This window comes from Mucilaginibacter sp. L196, from assembly GCF_009765905.1.
Taxonomy (GTDB): domain Bacteria; phylum Bacteroidota; class Bacteroidia; order Sphingobacteriales; family Sphingobacteriaceae; genus Mucilaginibacter.
This window is the reverse complement of record NZ_LMUO01000009.1, coordinates 343,043-364,486: the sequence shown is the minus strand read 5'-3', so window position 1 is coordinate 364,486 and position 21,444 is coordinate 343,043. Positions and strand designations below refer to the sequence as shown.

18 protein-coding genes are annotated in these 21,444 nt (G+C 38.9%); 12 read left to right on the top strand and 6 right to left on the bottom strand.

What is annotated here, in order from left to right; translation table 11 throughout:
• Positions 1-77: 77 nt before the first annotated feature.
• The 9 genes from GSQ74_RS05185 to pgl all read left to right on the top strand — a co-directional run bounded on the left by GSQ74_RS05185 (position 78) and on the right by pgl (position 9,939).
• Positions 78-359: a hypothetical protein gene (locus tag GSQ74_RS05185; RefSeq protein WP_158990766.1), complete on the top strand. Its 282-nt coding sequence runs from the start codon at positions 78-80 to the stop codon at positions 357-359.
• Between the two features lie 444 nt (positions 360-803).
• The gene (locus GSQ74_RS05180) at positions 804-1,547 is read left to right on the top strand and encodes an ROK family protein (protein WP_158990764.1); all 744 of its coding nucleotides are present in this window, start codon (positions 804-806) and stop codon (positions 1,545-1,547) included.
• 45 nt (positions 1,548-1,592) lie between these two features.
• Positions 1,593-3,602: a transketolase gene (gene tkt, locus GSQ74_RS05175; protein ID WP_158990762.1), complete on the top strand. Its 2,010-nt coding sequence runs from the start codon at positions 1,593-1,595 to the stop codon at positions 3,600-3,602.
• 107 nt (positions 3,603-3,709) lie between these two features.
• Positions 3,710-4,408 carry a ribose 5-phosphate isomerase A gene (gene rpiA / locus GSQ74_RS05170; protein WP_158990760.1) on the top strand — a complete coding sequence of 233 codons (699 nt, stop codon included), beginning with the start codon at positions 3,710-3,712 and terminating at the stop codon, positions 4,406-4,408.
• A 97-nt stretch (positions 4,409-4,505) separates the two neighbouring features.
• A complete protein-coding gene (gene tal / locus GSQ74_RS05165) occupies positions 4,506-5,597 on the top strand; it encodes a transaldolase (protein WP_158990758.1) in 1,092 nt (363 codons plus the stop codon).
• 5 nt (positions 5,598-5,602) lie between these two features.
• Complete coding sequence (locus GSQ74_RS05160; protein WP_158991747.1) at positions 5,603-6,232, top strand: HAD family hydrolase; 630 nt, start codon at positions 5,603-5,605, stop codon at positions 6,230-6,232.
• On the top strand, positions 6,229-7,662 hold the full coding sequence (gene gndA, locus GSQ74_RS05155; protein WP_158990756.1) for an NADP-dependent phosphogluconate dehydrogenase: 1,434 nt from the start codon (positions 6,229-6,231) through the stop codon (positions 7,660-7,662). The genes GSQ74_RS05160 and gndA overlap by 4 nt, the downstream gene beginning before the upstream one ends.
• A gap of 33 nt (positions 7,663-7,695) precedes the next feature.
• Positions 7,696-9,207 carry a glucose-6-phosphate dehydrogenase gene (zwf, locus tag GSQ74_RS05150; RefSeq protein WP_158990754.1) on the top strand — a complete coding sequence of 504 codons (1,512 nt, stop codon included), beginning with the start codon at positions 7,696-7,698 and terminating at the stop codon, positions 9,205-9,207.
• 3 nt (positions 9,208-9,210) lie between these two features.
• Positions 9,211-9,939 carry a 6-phosphogluconolactonase gene (gene pgl, locus GSQ74_RS05145; protein WP_158990752.1) on the top strand — a complete coding sequence of 243 codons (729 nt, stop codon included), beginning with the start codon at positions 9,211-9,213 and terminating at the stop codon, positions 9,937-9,939.
• A 52-nt stretch (positions 9,940-9,991) separates the two neighbouring features.
• Here pgl and GSQ74_RS05140 read toward each other — a convergent pair whose 3' ends face one another.
• Together GSQ74_RS05140 and GSQ74_RS05135 are read right to left on the bottom strand one after the other, a co-directional pair.
• Positions 9,992-10,621, bottom strand: coding sequence for a DUF2306 domain-containing protein (locus tag GSQ74_RS05140; RefSeq protein WP_158990750.1), 630 nt, complete (start codon positions 10,619-10,621; stop codon positions 9,992-9,994).
• Positions 10,622-12,496: a WG repeat-containing protein gene (locus GSQ74_RS05135; protein ID WP_158990748.1), complete on the bottom strand. Its 1,875-nt coding sequence runs from the start codon at positions 12,494-12,496 to the stop codon at positions 10,622-10,624. It lies immediately after the preceding gene.
• 148 nt (positions 12,497-12,644) lie between these two features.
• Between GSQ74_RS05135 and GSQ74_RS05130 the strand changes: the two genes are divergently transcribed.
• Positions 12,645-13,190, top strand: coding sequence for a peroxiredoxin (locus tag GSQ74_RS05130; protein WP_174236912.1), 546 nt, complete (start codon positions 12,645-12,647; stop codon positions 13,188-13,190).
• A gap of 70 nt (positions 13,191-13,260) precedes the next feature.
• The gene (locus tag GSQ74_RS05125; protein WP_158990746.1) at positions 13,261-13,845 is read left to right on the top strand and encodes a carboxymuconolactone decarboxylase family protein; all 585 of its coding nucleotides are present in this window, start codon (positions 13,261-13,263) and stop codon (positions 13,843-13,845) included.
• Between the two features lie 244 nt (positions 13,846-14,089).
• Here the strand turns inward: GSQ74_RS05125 and GSQ74_RS05120 are convergent, their stop codons facing one another.
• Genes GSQ74_RS05120 through GSQ74_RS05105 form a run of 4 tightly spaced genes read right to left on the bottom strand, consistent with a single transcriptional unit; the run spans position 14,090 to position 18,722 of the window.
• Positions 14,090-15,637, bottom strand: a complete 1,548-nt coding sequence (locus GSQ74_RS05120) for a DHA2 family efflux MFS transporter permease subunit (protein WP_158990744.1) — start codon at positions 15,635-15,637, stop codon at positions 14,090-14,092.
• A 10-nt stretch (positions 15,638-15,647) separates the two neighbouring features.
• Entirely contained in the window at positions 15,648-16,712 is a 1,065-nt protein-coding gene (locus GSQ74_RS05115; protein WP_158990742.1) for an HlyD family secretion protein, read from the bottom strand.
• A gap of 17 nt (positions 16,713-16,729) precedes the next feature.
• Positions 16,730-18,091 carry a TolC family protein gene (locus tag GSQ74_RS05110; RefSeq protein ID WP_158990740.1) on the bottom strand — a complete coding sequence of 454 codons (1,362 nt, stop codon included), beginning with the start codon at positions 18,089-18,091 and terminating at the stop codon, positions 16,730-16,732.
• Positions 18,051-18,722: a TetR family transcriptional regulator gene (locus GSQ74_RS05105; RefSeq protein WP_158990738.1), complete on the bottom strand. Its 672-nt coding sequence runs from the start codon at positions 18,720-18,722 to the stop codon at positions 18,051-18,053. Before GSQ74_RS05105 ends, GSQ74_RS05110 begins: the two co-directional genes overlap by 41 nt.
• A 195-nt stretch (positions 18,723-18,917) precedes the next feature.
• Here GSQ74_RS05105 and GSQ74_RS05100 point away from each other — a divergent pair, with 195 nt between their 5' ends.
• Positions 18,918-21,401 carry a PIG-L family deacetylase gene (locus tag GSQ74_RS05100; protein WP_158990736.1) on the top strand — a complete coding sequence of 828 codons (2,484 nt, stop codon included), beginning with the start codon at positions 18,918-18,920 and terminating at the stop codon, positions 21,399-21,401.
• Positions 21,402-21,444: the final 43 nt, after the last annotated feature.

Genomic DNA, 21,444 nt, shown 5'->3' with positions numbered 1-21,444 from the left:
AAATTGTATATTAAACGCTCAAATCGGCCCCTTAAACCCATTAATTATAAGTACCTTTAGAAAAATCCGGTACTTATATGATTTTGTTCTCAAAAAGAAATTTGCATTATTCCGATTACAAATGGAGCGCTTATCCCCATAACGATCCGCATGTATACGGAAAACCGGATGCAACGCCATTTGATAAAGAAGAAGGTAACGAAATGGTTTACCTGATAAACCGTTTAATGATTCTTTGGGACTACCGTTTTGCCAACACCGGCAACAAAATTGAAAAATTAATTCATGACCAGCTACCCGCAGATATTAGTGCCCAGGAAGAAGTTCAAACCTGGGTTAAAACTAATCTTAAATTTTAGTTCTCTATTTTTCTTGGGGTAAACAATCTCTCGTTCAGCGTTTATTTAAAAACAAACGTCATTGCTGTACGAAGCAATCTTTACATAGGCAAGGCGGTTAAAAAGGTATTGAACCTGCAGAGCAGTTCTGTAAAATATAGAGATTGCCGCGCTATCGCTCGCAATGACGATAGTTTTATTATTTTCAAACAGTTCCTTCGGATTAACCAATCTTTCGTTCAGCGTTTATTTAAATGCTGATTACTCTTTTTTTGCAATTCCTTTGTAAAAAACCTGTACATTTTATCTTAAGAAAAACAAAATCACCACTATTGTATTCTAATAGTGTTTATTTGCCTGTGCAAATAATATCATTTTTAGTAATGATTTATTATTAAAAGTGTGATATTTGGGTCTCGTTAACTGCCCACCTGATATATATTTTGTTTATCAACCTTTTCTTAAATGAAAAACACTTCTGCCATTGTTAAAATCCTTTCAATTGATATTGGAGGCTCCCATATTAAAGCAACCATCCTTAATGACAAAGGCGAATTGCAAAAAACTTATGATAAAGTCATAACCCCAATACCGTCAAACCCGGAGAATGTTATCGCTTCTATTAAAAAACTGGTATCAGCTTTTCCTGATTACGATCACGTTTCAGTTGGATTTCCAGGGTATGTACGCGACGGTGTAATAAAAACAGCGCCTAATTTAGGTACGGAAGATTGGAAAGACGTTGACTTTGCTGAAAGATTAACCCAAGAATTAGGCAAACCCACCAAAGTAGTAAATGATGCCGACATGCAGGGCTTAGGTGTAGTTAGCGGTAAGGGTTTTGAAATGGTGCTTACTTTAGGTACAGGTTTTGGTACTGCCCTATTAATGGATGGCCGTTTATTACCGCATTTAGAGGTATCGCATCACCCTATTTCAAAAAAAGAAAATTACGACGAGTACATAGGCGAAAAAGCGCTTGAAAGAGACGGCAAAAAGAAGTGGAACAAACGCATGGAGAAAGTTTTTGAAGTTTTGAAAACAGTATTCAATTACGACACTTTATATATAGGCGGCGGTAATGCGGAGAAACTGACATTCAAACTGGATGATAACATGAAAATTGTCACCAACGAAGACGGCATAAAAGGCGGCTCGAGACTATGGACATTGGAACATAATACTAAAACAGCAAACCCTTCGGCATAGGGAATTTATAAAGCAACCTAATAATACTACTATATATTTTAAAAAATGGATACAATAGCAATCCCAAGCATTGAGGAACTGGGCATAAATACAGTTCGTATTTTATCAGCAGATGCTGTACAAAAAGCAAATTCAGGACACCCGGGTACTGCCATGGCCCTTGCGCCAATGGGCCACGTACTTTGGAAAGAGTTCATGAACTATAATCCTAAAAACCCACATTGGGCAAACCGCGACAGGTTCATTTTGTCGTGCGGACATGCCTGTATATTACAATACAACTTTTTATACCTTACCGGATACGATTTATCCCTGGATGATATTAAAAATTTCCGCCAGTTAAACAGTAAAACTGCCGGTCACCCTGAATATGGCTTGTGCCCGGGCATTGATGTAACAACTGGTCCTTTAGGCCAGGGTTTTGCAAATGGCGTAGGTTTTGCTATCGCGCAAAAACATTTAGCAGCACGTTACAACAAACCAGGTTTCGACCTTTTCAATTATCATATCTATGCGATCACCAGCGATGGCGATATGATGGAAGGTGTAACTTCAGAAGCAGCTTCATTAGCTGGTCATCTGGAGCTAGGTAACATCATTTATTTATATGATGATAACCACATCTCTATCGAAGGTGCAACCGACATCACATTTAACGAAGATGTAAGCGCGCGTTTCCGTGCATACGGATGGCACGTACAAGAAGTTGCTGATGTTAACGATGTACATGCTTTAGAATTAGCGCTTACAAACGCAAAAGCAGAAACACAAAAACCATCATTAATCCGCGTGCGTTCGCTGATCGCTTATGGCAGCCCTAACAAGGCAGGAACAGCAGGATCACACGGTTCACCACTTGGCGCTGATGAGATTAAATTAGTAAAAGAGTTTTTTGGTTTCGATCCGGATAAATCATTCAACGTACCTGCCGAAGTGTTAGAATACTACCACAAAGTCGGTTCAAGAGGTGAAGATACCGAAGCTAAATGGAATAAATTATTTGCCGATTATAAAGCACAATACCCTGAGCTTGCAGCAGAGTATGAAACAGCTGTTAAAGGCGAATTACCAAAAGGCTGGGCAGATTCATTACCTGTATTTAAAGCATCTGATCCTAAAGTGGCAACACGTGTAGCATCAGGTAAAGCACTAAATGCACTTGCTGAAAAGATCCCATATTTAATTGGCGGCGCTGCCGATTTGGCACCATCAACCGAAACTAACTTAAAGAATTTCGATTCTTTCACCTCTGAAAGCAGAGCTGGTCGTAACTTCCACTTCGGTATACGCGAGCATGCTATGGGTGCCGCAATGAATGGTATGGCTTTAACAGCAGGTGTTATTCCTTTCGGCGCAACGTTCCTGATGTTCTCTGAGTACATGCGCCCGCCAATCCGTTTGGCATCCATCATGAAAATAAGCCCGATCTTTGTTTATACACACGATAGTATTGGTTTAGGCGAGGATGGTACTACTCACCAACCGGTTGAGCAATTAGCATCATTACGTTCTATCCCACGCATAACAGTTATTCGCCCTGCTGATGCAAACGAAACTGTACAGGCATGGAAAACAGCTGTTGAGCACAAAGATGGCCCGGTTGTATTAGTATTCACCCGTCAGGGCTTACCAATCCTTGATCAGGATAAATATGGAAAAGCAACCAACCTTGCAAAAGGCGCTTATGTGTTATCAGAAGCCAGCAAAAATCCTGATTTGATTTTAATGGCAACTGGTTCTGAAGTTTCTTTAATTATGGAAGCTCAGGTTAAACTGGAAGCAGAAGGTATTTCAACCCGTGTGGTAAGCATGCCATCATGGGAATTATTTGAAAAACAGAGTGCCGCTTACAAAGAGTCGGTTTTCCCGAAAGCTTATCGTAAACGTTTAGCTGTTGAAATGGCATCACCAATGGGATGGCATAAATACACTACCGACGAAGGCGATATGTTAGGTATGGAAACCTTTGGTGAATCCGCACCGGCAGAAGAGCTATACAAACACTTCGGCTTTACTGTTGATAACGTAGTTAAAAGAGCGAAAGCTTTATTATAGAAAGTACTTAGTAGCAAGTATCGAGTAGCAAGACATGCTGCTTAATACTTGCTATTATATGTTATAAAAAGTCTTGCTACTTAATACTAAATACTCGATACTAAACAATGAACTGGCAAAGCGACATACTTAATACCCTTGAATGGTCAGGAACCATTATCAACCTTGAAGGAAAACAAAAGGTTGCTGATGAAATTGCCATCAGGGTTAAAGATGGCGATATATTAGGCGTAGGTTCAGGTTCAACAGTTTATGTAGCGCTGATAGCTATTGCGAAACGGATAAAAGAGGAAGGGTTAAAGGTGAAAGCTATACCAACCTCGATTGAAATTTCGCTGTTTTGCGCCAAGCTTGGCATCCCATTAACTACCCTTTTCGAAAACAAACCCGATTGGTTGTTTGATGGTGCCGATGAGGTTGATCCCGACAAAAGTTTAATTAAAGGCAGAGGTGGCGCTATGTTCAAAGAGAAACTGCTCATCAGCTCAAGCCCTAAAAATTATATTATTGTTGATGACAGTAAGCTGGTAAAAAAGCTTGGCATTAATTTCCCGGTACCTATAGAGGTTTTCCCTACGGCCTTACTGCATGTAGAAGAAGAACTAAAAAAACTAGGTGTAAGTGAATTACAGTTAAGGCCGGCAAAAGGTAAAGACGGCCCTATTATTACCGAAAATGGTAACTTGATTTTGGATGCACGTTTTCATAATATTGGTAAGGATATGGAGCAGGCTATAAAATCAATAACCGGGGTAATTGAAAGCGGCTTATTTATAAATTACAATGTAGAGATTTTAATGGCTTAAAAATATGACATTAGCCTACAGACGGCACAAATAGGTGGTACACTTATTGACGCTAAATACACAAAAAAGCACTAATTAATTAATACATATATTCATAATGGAAACTAACAAAGTAAAACAAATACACAGCTTTGGTCAAAGCATCTGGCTGGATTTTATAGATCGCGAAATTATTGCATCAGGTAACTTGCAAAAACTTATCGACGAAGAAGGCATCAGAGGTGTAACCTCAAACCCGGCAATTTTCGAGAAGGCTATAACCAGCGGTACCGATTATGACAAGGATATTGTTGAACTGGCAAAAACGCATACTGATAACGAAGAGATCTTTTTTGGTCTTGCGGTAAAGGATATTCAAAATGCTACAGCATTGTTTGAAGGCGTATACAACGAATCAAAAGCTGAAGATGGTTATGTAAGTTTAGAGGTATCTCCATTTTTAGCATTAAAAACTAAAGAAACGGCTGATCAGGCAGAAAAACTTTGGAAAGAAGTTGCCCGCAAAAACGTAATGATCAAAATCCCTGGAACACAACCAGGTTTAGCGGCAATTCGCCAATCTATAGCAAAAGGTATTAACATCAACGTTACTTTACTTTTTGGCTTACCTCGTTACGAAGCAGTAACCGAAGCTTATATCTCAGGTTTAGAAGATCATTTGGCAGCAGGCCACAAAATCGCTCACATATCATCGGTAGCTAGCTTTTTCTTAAGCCGTATTGATGTTTTGGTTGATCCATTACTTGACGAAAAAGGTTTAGGTGACCTGAAAGGCGAAGTTGCTATCGCGTCAGCAAAAAAAGCATACGAGATTTACAAAAGAGTATTCAGCGGCCCACGTTGGGAAAAACTAGCAGCAGCAGGCGCTCAACCGCAACGTTTGCTATGGGCAAGTACCAGCAGCAAAAACCCTGCATTTAAAGATACCAAATATGTTGAAGCTTTGATCGGCCCTGATACTGTTGATACCGTTCCTTTGGAAACTATTTTAGCATTTGCTGATCATGGTATTGCTGCCAATACATTAGAGCAAGGTTTGGATAAAGCAACCGAAACTTTAGACAGAATTAAAAAAGCAGGTATCGATATCGACCAGATCACCCAGCAATTAGAAGACGAGGGTATTGATAAATTTAACAAACCTTTCGAAAAACTGTTACAAGCTATCGAGGATCAAAAAAATAAATAATCTTGGTGGAGACATTAGCCATAAAATTCCTGTTTTTTGACATTGGGGGCATTTTGCTTACCAATGGCTGGGGCCACGAATCCCGCGAGGAAGCGGCAAGAAAATTCGGGCTCGATTATAACGAGGTTAAAGAACTGCACACCTTTATTTTTAATGTGTACGAAGCGGCTGGTGTTGACCTTGACGAATACCTGGACACGGTAGTTTTTAATCATCCGCGCGATTTTACGCGCGAAGATTTTAAGAACTTCATGTTCGAGCAATCAATAGAATTACCTGACATGCTGGCTTGGTTAAAAGAATGGAAAAAGGATTGTGGTTTCAGAATAATTGCCATCAATAACGAGGGCAAGGAACTGAACGACTATCGCGTTAAAAAATTCAAACTGCACGATGTATTCGACGCGTTTGTTTCTTCGTGCGAAGTCAAAATCCGTAAACCTGATCCCGCTATATTTAAGTTAGCAATGGGCATAGCAATGGCTCAACCACAGGAATGTGTATATTTTGACGATAGGAAAATGTTTGCGCTTGCGGCCAAGAAATTAGGCATGCGCGCGTATCAGCATACCGACTTCAAGATCACAAAAAAAATACTGGAAGATTTAAAAAAAGAACAAACTCAAACAAAATGAGCGACACAACAGATAAATACGATTTTGGCATGATAGGCCTTGGTACCATGGGCCGTAACCTGCTGTTAAACATGGGCGACCATGGTGTTAAAGGTGCCGGTTTTGATAAAGATGCCTCAAAAGGCCAATTATTAGAACAGGAAAGCACGCATAAAAACCTTAAAGGTTTTAGCGAAGTTGAACCTTTTGTAAAAAGTCTTAAAAGTCCGCGCGCTATAATGATGCTGGTTCCGGCCGGTAAAATTGTGGATGATGTAATTGCTGAACTATTGCCTTTGCTTGATAAAGGTGATATTTTGATAGATGGCGGTAACTCTCATTTTACTGATACCAACCGCCGTGTTGATGAGCTGGAAGCTCAAGGTTTCCATTTCTTCGGTATGGGTATATCAGGTGGTGAAGAAGGCGCGCGCCGTGGCCCGAGCATGATGCCGGGTGGCGATAAAGATGCCTACAATGTAATGAAACCGATATTGGAATCTATCGCTGCTAAAGTTGATGGTGCTCCATGCGTAACATACATTGGCCCCGGTGCATCAGGTCACTTTGTTAAAATGGTTCACAACGGTATCGAGTACGGCATTATGCAATTAATTGCTGAAACCTATGAAGTGCTTAAAACTGGATTAAAACTGGACAACGAAGCCATAGGTAAAGTATTTACCAAATGGAACGACGGTCGTTTAAGCTCATTCTTATTAGAGATCACTAAAGATATATTCCACTACAAAGCTCCCGGAACTGATCATTTATTGTTAGATGATATTAAGGACGAAGCTAAAGCAAAAGGTACCGGTAAATGGACATCACAAGTGGCTATGGACTTGCAGGCACCTATCCCAACTATTGATACAGCGGTATCCATGCGCGATCTTTCTAAATATAAAGAAATGCGTTTAGAAGCTGCTAAAGTATACAGCAAAACCGCTCCAAAACTGGATGTTAGCAATACTGATGAGTTTTTAGAGGCATTAGAGCAAGCGTACTACTTCAGCATGGTTATTACTTATGCGCAGGGTATGTTCATGCTGTCAAACGCATCTAAAGAATATCAATACGATTTGCATTTAGACGAGATCGCTAAAATTTGGCGTGGTGGTTGTATCATCCGTTCAACATTCCTGAACGATATATACAACGCTTACAAAAGCAATGCGAAACTATCACATCTGTTATTAGATGGCGGAGTTGAAAAATTAGTTAGCGCAGCAGTACCGGGTGCAAGAAAAGTAATTTCTTCTGCTATTGCTGCTGGTATCGCTGTACCGTCTTATGCTGCTTCTATAAGCTACTTTGATAACTTCCGTACCGGAAGGATGCCATCAAACTTAACACAAGCGCAACGCGACTATTTTGGCGCGCACACTTATGAATTGGTTGGCAAAGAAGGAACTTTCCACACCCAATGGGTACCTAAAAGCGATCATTAATTAAACTTTAATTAGCCGATAGAACATAATATCATGGAATCAACTAAAAATCAACCTACAATATTTATCATTTTTGGAGGTACAGGAGATTTGAATGCCCGTAAACTGGCACCTGCACTTTACAATCTGTTTTTGGACAATTGGTTGCCAAAGCAGTTTGCCATAATTGGTACAGGAAGAACTAAACTTACCGATGAGGATTTCCGCAAAAAATTATTGGATGATATCAACCAGTTTTCGCGCAGTGGAAAGGCTGAAAAGAAAAAATGGGATGAGTTTTCAAAAAACTTGTATTACCAGGTATCAGACATCAATGATTCTGAAACTTATAAAGAGTTTGGCAAACAGGTAGAAACCCGCAACGCGGAGTGGAAAACTAAAGCCAATGTAATTTATTACATGGCGGTATCACCAAACTTCTTCCCAATCATTGCTTCTAATATTTCAAAAGCAGGTTTGGCCGAGGATAAAGAGCGTACAAGAATCGTTATCGAAAAACCTTTCGGGCATGATCTGGAAACCGCTAAAGAACTAAACACTTTATTGGCAGGTATTTTTGATGAAAAGCAGATCTACCGCATCGACCATTATTTAGGTAAAGAGACTGTACAGAATATAATGGCATTCCGTTTCGCCAACTCCATTTTGGAGCCGATATGGAACCGTAATTATATTGAACATGTGCAGATTTCTGTAACTGAACAACTGGGCGTTGAAGAACGCGGCGATTACTACGATGGCGCCGGTGCTTTACGCGATATGATCCAGAATCACTTATTACAATTACTGTGCTTAGTAGCGATGGAAACTCCGGTTAATTTTAGCGCCGATGAAATACGCAACCGCAAAGTTGATGTACTACATGCCATGCGTAAATTTTCGCCTGATGACGTACGTAATTCAGCTGTACGTGGCCAATATGGTAAAGGATGGATGGAAGGTAAAGAAGTTACCGGCTACCGCGATGAACCTAAAGTCGACTCAGACTCAAACACTGAAACCTTCGCCGCTGTTAAATTTTTTGTAGATAACTGGCGCTGGCAAGGTATCCCTTTCTACCTGCGTACAGGTAAAAGGCTGCACCAATCATCATCAGTGATCACTATTCAGTTTAAGGATGTACCACACAAGGTATTCCCTACCGAAGCAGCAGAAAGCTGGCAACAAAACAGGTTGATCATCAGTATACAGCCCGAAATGAGTATCCGCTTACAAGTACAGGCAAAACGCCCGGGCTTGGATATGATATTAAATACTGTTGATATGGTATTTGATTACAAAGGCACTTATACCAGTCAGGCTCCTGAAGCTTACGAAACCCTATTGTTAGATACTATGCTGGGCGATCAAACGCTATTTATGCGTGGCGACCAGGTAGAAGCTGCATGGGAGTTGATCATGCCGATATTAAGCACCTGGACTAATAAGAAGAGCTTGAACTTCCCTAACTATTCTGCCAATTCATGGGGACCTGAAAGCGCTGAGGCTTTAATAGCACGTGATGGTTTTACCTGGTTCTCATTGCCGTTAAAGGACAAAAAATAAGCTATGAAACTAAATATTTTCAATACACCCGAAAATGTACTGGTTAATCTGGCTACTTATTTTGTAACCCTGGCAGAGCAGTCTATAGCTAAACATAGTAACTTTTCGGTAGCCTTATCGGGCGGAAGCTCGCCTAAAAAATTGTATGAGCTTTTGGCTTCAAACGATTTTAAAAATAAGGTGGACTGGGAAAACGTGTATTTCTTTTTTGGAGATGAGCGTAATGTACCGCAGGATGATAAAGACAGCAACTATTTAATGGCAAAAACAGCTTTGTTTGATCCATTGCAAATTGATGATTCTAACATTTTCGCTGTTGATACATCACTAAGCCCTGCTGAGGCCGCGGCTGAATACAAAAAAGCTATTGATCTGTTTTTTGACGAGCAGTCTTTAACGTTTGATCTGATCCTGCTTGGTTTGGGTGACAACTCGCACACTGCTTCATTATTTCCATACACGCCGGTTCTGAATGAAAAAACGGCTACTGTGAAAGAAGTGTTTTTAGAAGATCAACAAGTTTACCGCATCACCTTTACTGCCCCATTAATTAACCAGGCACACAACATAGCCTTTTTAGTTTATGGCGAAGGTAAGGCGATAGCCGTTCATCATGTATTGGAAGATGCCAGGGATATTGAAAACTATCCTGCGCAACTAATTGCCCCTACCCATGGCAAGATACGTTGGTACTTAGACGAACCGGCAGCAGCAGATCTGAAGAATAAATAGATTATTCATTAAGTATTTATGTTAAAGGCGATAAGATGATCTTATCGCCTTTTTATTTAACTAAAGTATAGGTGGTTTTACGGTCGTAGTAATTGATTGCTTCTACAAGCAAAAGATTAGGTATCCAGCTTAAAAATGCGATGATCAGGTAATTATTCGGAAAGCTTACACCATTGCCAAATATGGTGAACAACCATATATAAAACCTTAAAGTAACTGCCGCAAAAGCCAGCGCATAACTTCTCCGCATCATACGCACATGCTCATCTACTTTACCATTCATAATCAGTAGCCACGCACTTAGCGTGAATATTATCCAAAGGGTATTTTGGATAAAAAAAGAAATAAATACGCCAGTGCCACGATTGATAAACAGTGTCATAATATAAGCGCCCGGCGCTGCGAAGAACAGTACGCCAAACACATATATTTTCCCTAATACTTTATGTAACCTGCGATTGCTGTAAACCTTTTTTGAGAATTGAAAAAATCCGGCTAACAGAATAATACTGCTGCCAAAAATATGGCAATAAAAAGCAGGTAGATAAAATCCGGTTTTAACTGCAAATTGCTTTAAGTGTAGAAAATTATAATCCGACTTAAAATTAAGGTACTGCAGCGTCCCGGCGCACAAAATAAAAATCCAGAAGAAAGCAATTATCCTAAGTGTCTTTTCAACCATTTATCTCGATGCCAGTTTTTTTGATTCGGTAGCCTTTAGCTTTTGATTGATCCAGTTGATGTTATATTTATCAATTTCAGTTAGTGAATCGTCAACGGATTCATTTTTGGCTTCGTAATTGGCAATTGATTCTGCAAATACTTCGTTCCATACAGAGTCTTTAAATTTATAGTGGTAATCCGCGAATATTTCATTTTTCATGTACTGAAGCACATCTTTTCGTAAATGATCACTCTGCTCTTTTTTGTATTTTCCCCTAGCTATTGACGGCTTAATCAGATACAAATAACAACCTTCCAGATAAGAATCATCCATCTTCCGGAATTTAGTAAACGAAAACTTGCGGTTTGTACTAGCTTCCGCCATTTTCCCATTTTTTAAGGTTAGATAATGAAATACAGGGGCTTCCTGCAAATAATCGCCATTGTACAATAGTATGCTTATCGCACTGGTAACCTTCATTTCAAGTAAGGTATCGTTTAATGGGTTTAAATTATATTCGTTACATAAACCGGTCATACCTTCTTCCCCCTCTTCCATGCTCAAGTCCGTAATAATTTCTTGTCTGTAAACCTTGTTTCTTTTCTTATCTACAATCACTAAGTTTTTAGTATCATAAAATTCAGATCTGCCACCTAAAAAATAATTACGAATTGAATAAAACGCTGTCTCAAAAATATTATCGTTCTTTTCAACTGTAGCTTTATCACTAAGCTTTATATTAATTTTAGCACTTACATCTTCAAAATCAATGTTTCTTCGTAGTGGATTTTTAAACTGTTCTATAGTTGAAAATATTCCCAGGTTAACAAGATAGGCCGGTGGTATATAAACCGATCCGTGTTGCTCGTGTGAATTAAATTCAGTTACATTATCAATATTGCTACCATCTTGGTTAAAATTACCTAAACGACTTGTTTGCGCTAATACCTCACTAATACTGATGTTAACCTTATTTGAAATAGTAGAATCCTTATTCAACCAATAAAAATCGTCGCCTTTTTGCAATGCCGCCAATGCATTATCATTTGTTACCGGGTAAATCTGGTCATATTCTACGGGTACAATTATTTTTCCCTGCAGATTATAAAAACCGTGTTTATTGCTCTTTTCAACCTCAATTAATCCATTTATTGTCCCGTTAATATTATGAATCAAATCATAATCAACTGGTATCAGTTCTTTCAAATCCGGCCCGACCAATCCCATTTTATAGGTTTTAGCTGAATCTCCGGACGCGAGGTCCAAATTCCATTTATCTTTAACCACGAAAAAATAAGTTTGTTTATTATTAATGTGCTCAAACCAAATAACACTATCATATTTGGCTTTTAACTGTTTTGCCGTTTCAAAAGCCTTTAAAGTTATTGGCGCATATATGTCTTTGTCGGTAAGTGTTTTACTTTTTACAAGGTTTTCATAGGCGATATAATCCGGTAAAAACCTGGAAACATTTATAAATGATATCCTCATTTTGCCGTCCTTATCATTAATAAGTTTCAATATTATTAATGATTTAGCGCTTTCGATGTTGTTATGTGAAAACAAAACAGGTATTGAAACTTCAATAATTCCATTGGGCGATGTTGTTATTTTACTATCATCTGTTATTAAGTCCAGCCTGAAAATAGTAGGAGACTGCTCCACTATTCCGCTTTTGCCTGCCAATATTTTAGCAATACGGTCAGTTTTAAGGCCCTGTTCTACAAAATATGCTTTAATTGAATCGGCATTGCCTGCCGATACAAATCCATTAAACTTCGTTAAGAACTGCTTTACAGCAGCACCATCTGCGCTTGCTTTATGCTTACAGCTTAGGGTTAAGATACTAGCACTTAGCAATATAATTGCGGTTAAGACAAATTTAGGTTTCATGCCACAATATAATAATTTTCATATGCAGCAGTAATATAATTTTTGAAATCAAAACTATAGATAAAATCTATATATCATAGAAAGTATATATCTAATAGCTATATAGTTATTTGTATATTTGCAACAAATAAAAACAAAAATTAAAAATATGATTACTATAGGACAAGAATTTCCGAAATTCTCTAAAACTGCGGTTGTTAGTATCGAAAAAGGAAAAGAGTTTGAAACTATCAACTCTGATTATTTTACTAACGAGGATAACGTTTGGACTGTAATGTTTTGGTGGCCAAAGGATTTCACTTTTGTTTGCCCTACCGAAATAGCTGAATTTAATAAAGCTTATGGCGAATTCCGCGATCGTGATGCACGTTTAATTGGTGCTTCAACTGATTCTGAATTTGTACACGCTGCATGGAGAAGAGATCATGATGATTTGCGTGATTTGAAGTTCCCGATGTTAGCTGATACTTCAAAATCATTAGCGGAAGAGTTAGGTATATTAGAGCCGAATGAAAAAGTTGCTTACCGCGCTACCTTCATCATCGATCCTACCGGTATTGTACGTTGGGTTTGTGTTAACGACTTAAGCGTTGGCCGTAACGTTAAAGAAGTATTACGTGTACTTGATGGTTTACAAACTGACGAGCTTTGCCCTTGCAACTGGGAAAAAGGCCAGGAAACATTAACTGTATAATTTGTTTGAATATTGATAGTCCCCGTGCCTTTGGCGCGGGGATTTTTTATGCATTACTAAACACAAAAAGATGAGTGAAGTTACCGAAACTATAAACGAGCTATTGCAAAGCATTGGCCTGGATAGCGACTATCGTACCGAAAGCCTTACCTTACTTGAAAAAGGCGAATCGCGCTATATACGCGACTTTAAATTAAATTTCAGCAGTACATTAACCTCTGAACATTTAAGCGCTAAGGAATGCGCTTTATTAGGCCTAAGCGTTTCCATAAACAATACCAACAACCCGCTTACCCAATATTACACCAAACATGCCGAAGAACAAGGTGCAACCGCAGCAGATATTGCTGAAGCTGCCGCATGTGCATCCTTACTGGCATCTAATAATGTATTTTATCGCTTCAGACATTTTACCCAAAAGGATAAATACAATCAGATTCCGGCACGTATCAGAATGCAGATCATGATGAAACCTGTAACAGGTAAGGAATTTTTTGAATTGATGAGCTTAACTATTTCGGCCGTTAATGGTTGTGAATTATGCGTAAACGCTCACGAAGATTCATTAATAAAGATGGGGACTACCGAGGAAAGAGTTTTTGATGCGATACGAATAGCATCATTAGTTACAGCAAGTGGAAAGGTTATTTATTGATATTGACGAAAAAAGCTGCTATATAATAAAATTTCATAATTTTTTCATTTTGTGTTTTTTATTGCATCACAAAGTTGTTTTTTACAATTAAAAACTATTAATTTTATAGCAAGATTAAACACCCCCGCTCCCATATATATTTAGTAATAAGCATTTGTGATTTTGTGGGGCTTATACCAAATTTTTAATTGTTAATTTTTTTTGAGAAAGCCGCCCTATGTAGTAACAGGGCGGCTTTATCTTTTTAGTGCGCGTCTACCGCGGCTTTTTGGCCTTTTTTGAATGGCTGCAAGTATAATAATGGTATTGAGAATAGCATTACTAAACCCGATATCCAATAAGCATCAGCATAAGTTAGTAGCAACGTTTGCTTAATTACCATACCTTCAATAGCCTGGTAAGCCATTTGTGTAGCATCACTTAATGATTTACCTTTTGATTCAAAATTTTGTATCAAATTATTAAAGCGCAATGTAAATGCATTATTATAAGGGTTAATATTGGTTAATAGGTTGTTGCGGTGTACCCCCTGACGTATGTGAATTATGGTAGTTAAGGTAGCTATACCAAAAGCACCACCAAGTTGTCGCATCATATTATTTAAACCAGTACCCTGTCCTATTTCCGGCCCTTTAAGGTCGGCAATTGCCAATGTGGTCAACGGTACGAATAATAATGCCATACCTACACCCCTTATCACCAATGGCCAAAAGAAATCGCCTGTGCCTGAATTAAGTGTTGATTTACTCAACATAGTGGTAAATACAAAAAACAGGAACATACCTATAGTAGCCATAAATTGTGCCGGAATACCCTTATTGAGCATCTTACCAATAAATGGCATCAATATAATGGTACACAATCCACCCGGGAATAAAATTTCACCCGTTTGTTGTGCTGAGAAGCCTAACAAACTTTGACAGAAAATTGGGAATACGAAAACCGAACCATACAAACCAAACCCGAGCACAAAGGATGTAAACATCCCCACCGCGAAACTTCGATGCCGCATAATGGCAAAGTTTACTATCGGGTGGTCGGTACTTAACTCTCGCCAAATAAACAGCAATGTTCCTAATATGGCGGTTATAGTAAGTATAAGTATATATGTTTTTGAAAACCAATCTTCTGACTCACCTTTTTCCAATATGGTTTGTAAACTACCTACTGCAAGAGCAAGTAATCCAATGCCCCACCAGTCGATCGGCTTGTTTCGCCCATCTCGCGGCGTTGTTCGCACAAAGGTGTAAGTCAGGAATAGTGCCAATGCACCAACCGGAATGTTTACATAAAATATCCATGGCCAAGAGTAGTTATCTGTGATCCAGCCACCAATTGTTGGGCCCACTGTTGGGCCTACAACCGCACCTAAACCAAATAAGGCGGTAGCTGTACCAATTTCTTCACGCGGCCAGGTTTCAATCAAAATAGCTTGTGATGTTGATATCAAACCACCACCTGCAATACCTTGTATAATACGGAATAGTACCAACTCATTTAAACTATGTGCATTACCGCATAAAAATGACGCGATAGTAAACAATAGAATAGACGCCATGTAGTAATTTTTACGCCCGAAGAAACTACCTAACCAACCCGACATTGGCAGTACAATTACGTTTGCCACAGCGTAACCGGTAGTTACCCATGCAACGTCTTCAAGTGTGGCCCCCAGGTTACCCTGTATTTGGGGCAGGGATACGTTTACTATCGTGGTATCAATAAGCTCCAACAATGAAGCCATGATCACCGTGATAGTAATGATCCACTTTCTAAAACCTTGTTCAGCCATTATTAATTAATTAGTCTTTGTAGATTACTGAAACATTCACGCTCATTCCCGGGCGTAACCTGTCCATAGTTGCTTTATCAGCTTTTATTAAAATTTTAACAGGCACACGTTGTACTACTTTTACATAGTTACCGGTAGCATTATCAGGTGGCAATAAAGAGAATTTTGCACCAGTAGCCGGTGAAAAGTTAAATACTGTACCTTCTAATTTCATTTCAGGGTAAGCATCAACCTCGATGTCAACTTTTTGGCCTGAACGTATTTTATCTAACTGGGTTTCTTTAAAGTTGGCAGTTATATAAATGCTGTTATCATTAACAATAGAGAACAATGTTTGCCCGGCTTGCACCAATTGACCTAATTGAATGTTCTTTTTTGAAACAAGACCACTTGCAGGTGCAGTAATTGACGCGTATGATAATTGAAGTTTTGCAAAATCAACATCAACCTGGCGTTGTGTAACACTGGTGTTGGTTACTGTCAATTGGTTTTTTGTAGTTCCAATTTGTTGCTGTGCTGCCTGGTATTGATCCTGTGCTGCTTTATAATTTGCCTGCGCTACTTCAAGATCGGCTTTTGCCTGATCAAATTGTTGCTGGGTTACTGATCCATCTTTTACCAGATTAGCATAACGCTGATAATCTTTTGATACCTGATCAAGCTTTGCACCTGCTGATACTACACCAGCTTTTGCAACAGATGAGTTTGAAGTAACACTATAGATTTGTGACTGACTAACACCTACACCAGCGCTTGCGCCTTTTTGTGCGGCTAGTGCCTGCTCAAGTTTTACTTTGTAATCGCGGTCATCCAGTTTAACCAATAACTGGCCTTGGTTAACATGTTCGTTTTCCTGAAAATATATACTGTCAACATAACCACCAACGCGGGCAACAACAGGGCTTATATCGCCATCTATCTGCGCATCATCAGTATCTACGTGTTTGCTGAAATATATATATTCTTTTACGCCGAAGATGATACCGCCAATTAGTACAATTATTAATATGATGGGAAGTACCTTATTCGGTTTCTTTTTTGGTTCTTCTTCTTCTGAGTTGTGTTTTTGTGCCATTGTAATTTCTGTTTGTATTATTTGTTAAGTTTTCCGGTTGATTTCAATAATGTGTAATAAGCAAGTCCTGCATCAGCTTTAGCAAGTTCCAGGTTTATTTGGGCTTGATAAAGTAGTGTTTCAGCGTCAGCACGATCGGTAGCTGAAGCTATATTGCTTGCATATTTGTTTTGTAGAATAGTGTTGTTTTCACCGGCTTGTTCAATCGATGTTTGTAAAAGCTGTATTTTGCTTAAAGCAGTAATATAGTTCTGATAATCCTGGTTTACTTCATTCCTTACATTATCAGAAGTTATACCCTTATTGATCTCCACTTCGGCTTGCTGAATTTTAGCCTGTGCCACTTTGTTCTTGTTAGTCCAAAGCGCTGAGAAATCCCATGATAAAGTTAAGCCAACTGTTATAGGCGTAATATCATTACCAATTTTAGGTATTGGGTTACCTGCAATGCCAACATAATACCCCGCTGCTGATGCTGCAAGTGTTGGGCTTAAATTAGCCTGTATACTTTTAATATTAGTTTGGGCAACACGGTTACGCAAATCCAGTTCTTGTAATTCCTGGCGAGTTGTTAAAGCGGTATCTATATAATCGCTTAAAGGGCCAACCGGTTTAGCGGCATCGGTAATCTCATCAATACTTAAATTGGTGGTTTCAGGCAAGCCTAATAAAATATCCAAATTGTAGTTAATTATTTTACGATTGCTTTCCAAATCGATACCATTTAATTGTATGTTAGCTTTCTGTAATTCAAAACGTAACACATCGTTTTTTGTAACTATGCCCTGATCAAAGAAACGTTGTGATTGATGTATTTGCGCATCAACAGTTGCAATGTTTTGGTTTACAACCTTTATGCTCTGTAGCACTTTATACAGGTTATAATATGCACTGATGATATCGTAAGTTATCTGATCTTTATCGGAAGAAGCACTTAAACGCGATACCTGTGTTAACAAATCGGTAGACTGGCGTGCATATCTAAGTTTGTTACCTCCGAAAATAGTTTCGTTAATTGAGGCTATGCCTAAATAAGCGTTAGCGCTGGTTGGTAATGCGATGGTTTCTCCACCAAACCTTAATAAGTTTTCCGGTATCTGCGCACGGTCATAAGTAGCACTTACCGAACCTGTTGGCAGCGATTTATCTTTTGCCTGATTGTATTCAGATACAGCTTCATCAATTTTAGCCTGCGAATATTTTAACGTTTTGCTGGTTTGTAAACCAAGTGAAATTGCCTCGGGCAACGTGATGGTCCTGTCTTGTGCGCTGGCTGCATTTGCCAGTACACCAAGTATAACGGCTGTTATGCCGTACAGTTTAAGGGGTTTTATTAGTTTATTTAACATATGCAGGATAGGTGTTTTGTGTTTTGTCATTTTCCTTAACTAAATAAGCTCTCAGTAATTTCTTTTGATAAGCTTTAATACGTGGTTTGAATTTTTCCTCCAGGTTATTTTCATCTAAAATGTCATATCCCAACATCATTGATGTTAACTGAGGTGCATTAATAATAAAGTTTTTTGTTCCGTAAATAGTAGCTGTAACCATCTCAAAATCAACATCCTCATTAAACTCGCCGTTATCTACCCCTTCTTTCAAAATTTTATGAAACTCATTCACATTTTGCATAAGGATTTGGGTAAGGTTCTCGGAAAGTTCCGTCCGCTTATTCATTGACATTTCCTGATAAAGCATTTTTTGGAAGCAGTTATTGTTCACCACCCGCTCTGCATACATATCAAGATACGTTTCTACTTTTGCCCATGAACTTAAATGCTCGTCATTTCCGAGGTCTTGCAACAGATCCTTAAATGAATTAATTTTCCTGTTGAATACAGCTAAAAACAAACCTTCTTTTGAACCGAAGTAATAGTTCAGCATAGCCATATTAACCCCAGCCTCGCCTGATATAGAACGGGTTGAAGCGCCATCATAGCCTTGGTCCGAGAAGACTTTCTCGGCTACGTCAAGGATATGATCTTTCTTATCTATTTTATCTTTGTCCATTGTTTTAACGGCACAAAATTAATCAAACGATTGATTAATGTAAAACTTTTTTTGTAATTTATTTGTAATATGCTCGTGTTTAGATATAAATATTCAATCAAAAGATTGCTATCTATATTAAACAGATAATCATTTAATTGTTTTTTTATTGATACAATAAATATGCCTGATTATCTTTCATTTATATTTGTTTCTATGAAGCGTATTATATCTTTTGCCTTATTCATATTTATCAGTAGTTCCGTATTTTCACAAACTGCTCCCCCATCCGATCTTATAACCATTGAACAAAGCTTTAAAAAGCTGGATGTATTGGGCAGTGTGCTATATGTTGCCGCACATCCCGATGATGAGAACACACGCTTACTGGCATATTTGGCACAGGAAAAGCATTACCGTACCGGTTATTTATCTTTAACTCGTGGCGATGGCGGCCAAAATTTGATAGGAAATGAACAAGGTGAACAATTAGGACTGATACGGACCCAGGAATTATTGGCAGCCCGAAGAATGGATGGCGCTGAACAATTTTTTAGTCGCGCCAATGATTTTGGCTTTAGCAAAGGGCCCGGCGAAACATTAAAAATCTGGGATAAGGAAAAAGTATTGAGTGATGTGGTGTGGGTGATCAGAAAATTCAGACCAGATGTGATCATCTGCCGTTTCCCTACAACCGGCGAAGGTGGCCATGGGCATCATACCGCATCGGCAATATTGGCACAGGAGGCATTTACCGCGGCAGCTGATCCAAGCCGTTTTCCGGAGCAATTAAAATATGTGAAAGTTTGGCAGGCGAAACGCTTATTGTGGAACACTTTTAATTTCGGCAGTGTAAATACCACAAACCCCGACCAATTTAAATTAGATGTTGGCGTATACAACCCAATCATCGGTAAAGGATACGGCGAAATTGCTGCGGAAAGCAGATCTAATCATAAAACACAGGGATTCGGGTCAGCCAAGCAAAGAGGTGAAGCTATTGAATACTTTAAAACCATTTTGGGAGATGCCCCAAAAACAGATTTAATGGATGGCGTTAATACCACCTGGGCGAGGGTTGGTGCAGAAGACATTTCAACTGATCTATCTGCAATACAGAAGAGTTTTGATATTGACCGTCCCGATAAATCGGTACCGGCATTGGTTGATTTGTTGGATAAGGTTGAAAATGTAAAAGATGGCTATTGGCGCGAACAAAAAACAAAGGATTTAAGCGAATTAATTGCTGCTTGCGCGGGAATATGGATTGAAGCATATGCAGAAAGTCCGATTTATGCCCTTGGAGATACCGTTTCTGTTATTTCACAGACATTAGTTAGATCTGACCTTAATATTAGTCTAAAGGCGACAAGTTTTCATAGCCTAAAGCATTTTATTGAACCACAAATACGTGCGACTCATCCATTCTTACAAAAAAATAGAATATCAGAATCTGAGGAAAAATTCCTAGCAGATGCCATAACGCAACCATATTGGTTAGTATATCCGCATTCAATGGGATCATATAACACTGATTATTTGGACAATTATAATGATGACCAAAAAACACTTCCTGAAAATACACCACATTTTTATTATGCCTATTTTAAGATATTAAATGCAATTATTGAGCTTAGGCGACCGATAGAGTACAAACACGTTGATCCCGCCCGCGGCGAACTTTATGAACCTTTAGTTATCGCGCCGCCAGTAACTGCAAATGTTAGCGACAAGGATTACATCTTCAACTCCAACAAATCGCAAAACGTTGAGGTAAAACTACAAAGCTTTACTACCACTAGTGGCAGCATCAGCATAAAACCAATAGATGGCTGGAAAATAAGCCCGGATAAGATAGATTTCGCGGACAAGAAAAAGGGCGAAGAATGGACCGTAGATTTTAAAGTTGAACCTACTGACGACAAACCAAAAACAAGTGTATTTGAAGCTGTGGTAACCGCAAATGGCAAAACGTTTTCAATGGGGATAAAAACCATCGCTTATAATCACATCCCTACTATAACTTATTTCCCACCCGCACAGGCCAACCTTATCAATATTGATTTGAAAACTGCCGGTAAAAAAATGGGCTATATAGTTGGTGCCGCTGATTTGGTGCCCGATGCTTTAAAGCAGGTTGGTTATGATGTACATATTTTGACTGAAAACGAGATCATGAACAGCGACCTATCGGTTTATGATGCCATTGTAACTGGCGTACGTGCTTTTAATGTGGATGAGCGCCTACCATTTGAGCAACCTAAATTGCTGGAGTATGTAAAAAACGGCGGCAACCTGGTTGTACAATACAACAATAACGCAGGGGTGCTTGTGCCGCAAATCGGGCCATATCCATTTCGCCCGGTTAATCAGCGCGTAACGGATGAAACGGCTAAGGTTACTGTTTTAGATCCAACTAACCCGGTGCTTAACTATCCGAATAAAATTAATGATGCCGATTTCGACGGATGGATACAGGAACGTGGTTTGTACTTTGTAAGCGACATTGACCCTAAATATCAAACCCCGCTGCAAATGAATGATCCGGGTGAAAAGCCTAATAATGGCTCGTTAATTGTGACAAACTATGGTAAGGGAAGGTTCATATATACATCACTGGCGTTCTTCAGGCAGTTGCCTGCCGGGGTACCGGGAGCCTATCGATTATTTGTTAATTTATTAAGTAACCCTAAAAAGTAAGATGCCAACATTGTAATTTCTGCGTCTTATTTTTATTAATTGA

Excerpts from the sequence above, each read along its gene's own strand:
- GSQ74_RS05185 (WP_158990766.1), top strand. The coding sequence starts at position 78 with ATGATTTTGTTCTCAAAAAGAAATTTGCATTATTCCGATTACAAATGG.
- GSQ74_RS05180 (WP_158990764.1), top strand. The coding sequence starts at position 804 with ATGAAAAACACTTCTGCCATTGTTAAAATCCTTTCAATTGATATTGGA.
- tkt (WP_158990762.1), top strand. The coding sequence starts at position 1,593 with ATGGATACAATAGCAATCCCAAGCATTGAGGAACTGGGCATAAATACA.
- rpiA (WP_158990760.1), top strand. The coding sequence starts at position 3,710 with ATGAACTGGCAAAGCGACATACTTAATACCCTTGAATGGTCAGGAACC.
- tal (WP_158990758.1), top strand. The coding sequence starts at position 4,506 with ATGGAAACTAACAAAGTAAAACAAATACACAGCTTTGGTCAAAGCATC.
- gndA (WP_158990756.1), top strand. The coding sequence starts at position 6,229 with ATGAGCGACACAACAGATAAATACGATTTTGGCATGATAGGCCTTGGT.
- zwf (WP_158990754.1), top strand. The coding sequence starts at position 7,696 with ATGGAATCAACTAAAAATCAACCTACAATATTTATCATTTTTGGAGGT.
- pgl (WP_158990752.1), top strand. The coding sequence starts at position 9,211 with ATGAAACTAAATATTTTCAATACACCCGAAAATGTACTGGTTAATCTG.
- GSQ74_RS05140 (WP_158990750.1), bottom strand. The coding sequence starts at position 10,621 with ATGGTTGAAAAGACACTTAGGATAATTGCTTTCTTCTGGATTTTTATT.
- GSQ74_RS05135 (WP_158990748.1), bottom strand. The coding sequence starts at position 12,496 with ATGAAACCTAAATTTGTCTTAACCGCAATTATATTGCTAAGTGCTAGT.
- GSQ74_RS05130 (WP_174236912.1), top strand. The coding sequence starts at position 12,645 with ATGATTACTATAGGACAAGAATTTCCGAAATTCTCTAAAACTGCGGTT.
- GSQ74_RS05125 (WP_158990746.1), top strand. The coding sequence starts at position 13,261 with ATGAGTGAAGTTACCGAAACTATAAACGAGCTATTGCAAAGCATTGGC.
- GSQ74_RS05120 (WP_158990744.1), bottom strand. The coding sequence starts at position 15,637 with ATGGCTGAACAAGGTTTTAGAAAGTGGATCATTACTATCACGGTGATC.
- GSQ74_RS05115 (WP_158990742.1), bottom strand. The coding sequence starts at position 16,712 with ATGGCACAAAAACACAACTCAGAAGAAGAAGAACCAAAAAAGAAACCG.
- GSQ74_RS05110 (WP_158990740.1), bottom strand. The coding sequence starts at position 18,091 with ATGACAAAACACAAAACACCTATCCTGCATATGTTAAATAAACTAATA.
- GSQ74_RS05105 (WP_158990738.1), bottom strand. The coding sequence starts at position 18,722 with ATGGACAAAGATAAAATAGATAAGAAAGATCATATCCTTGACGTAGCC.
- GSQ74_RS05100 (WP_158990736.1), top strand. The coding sequence starts at position 18,918 with ATGAAGCGTATTATATCTTTTGCCTTATTCATATTTATCAGTAGTTCC.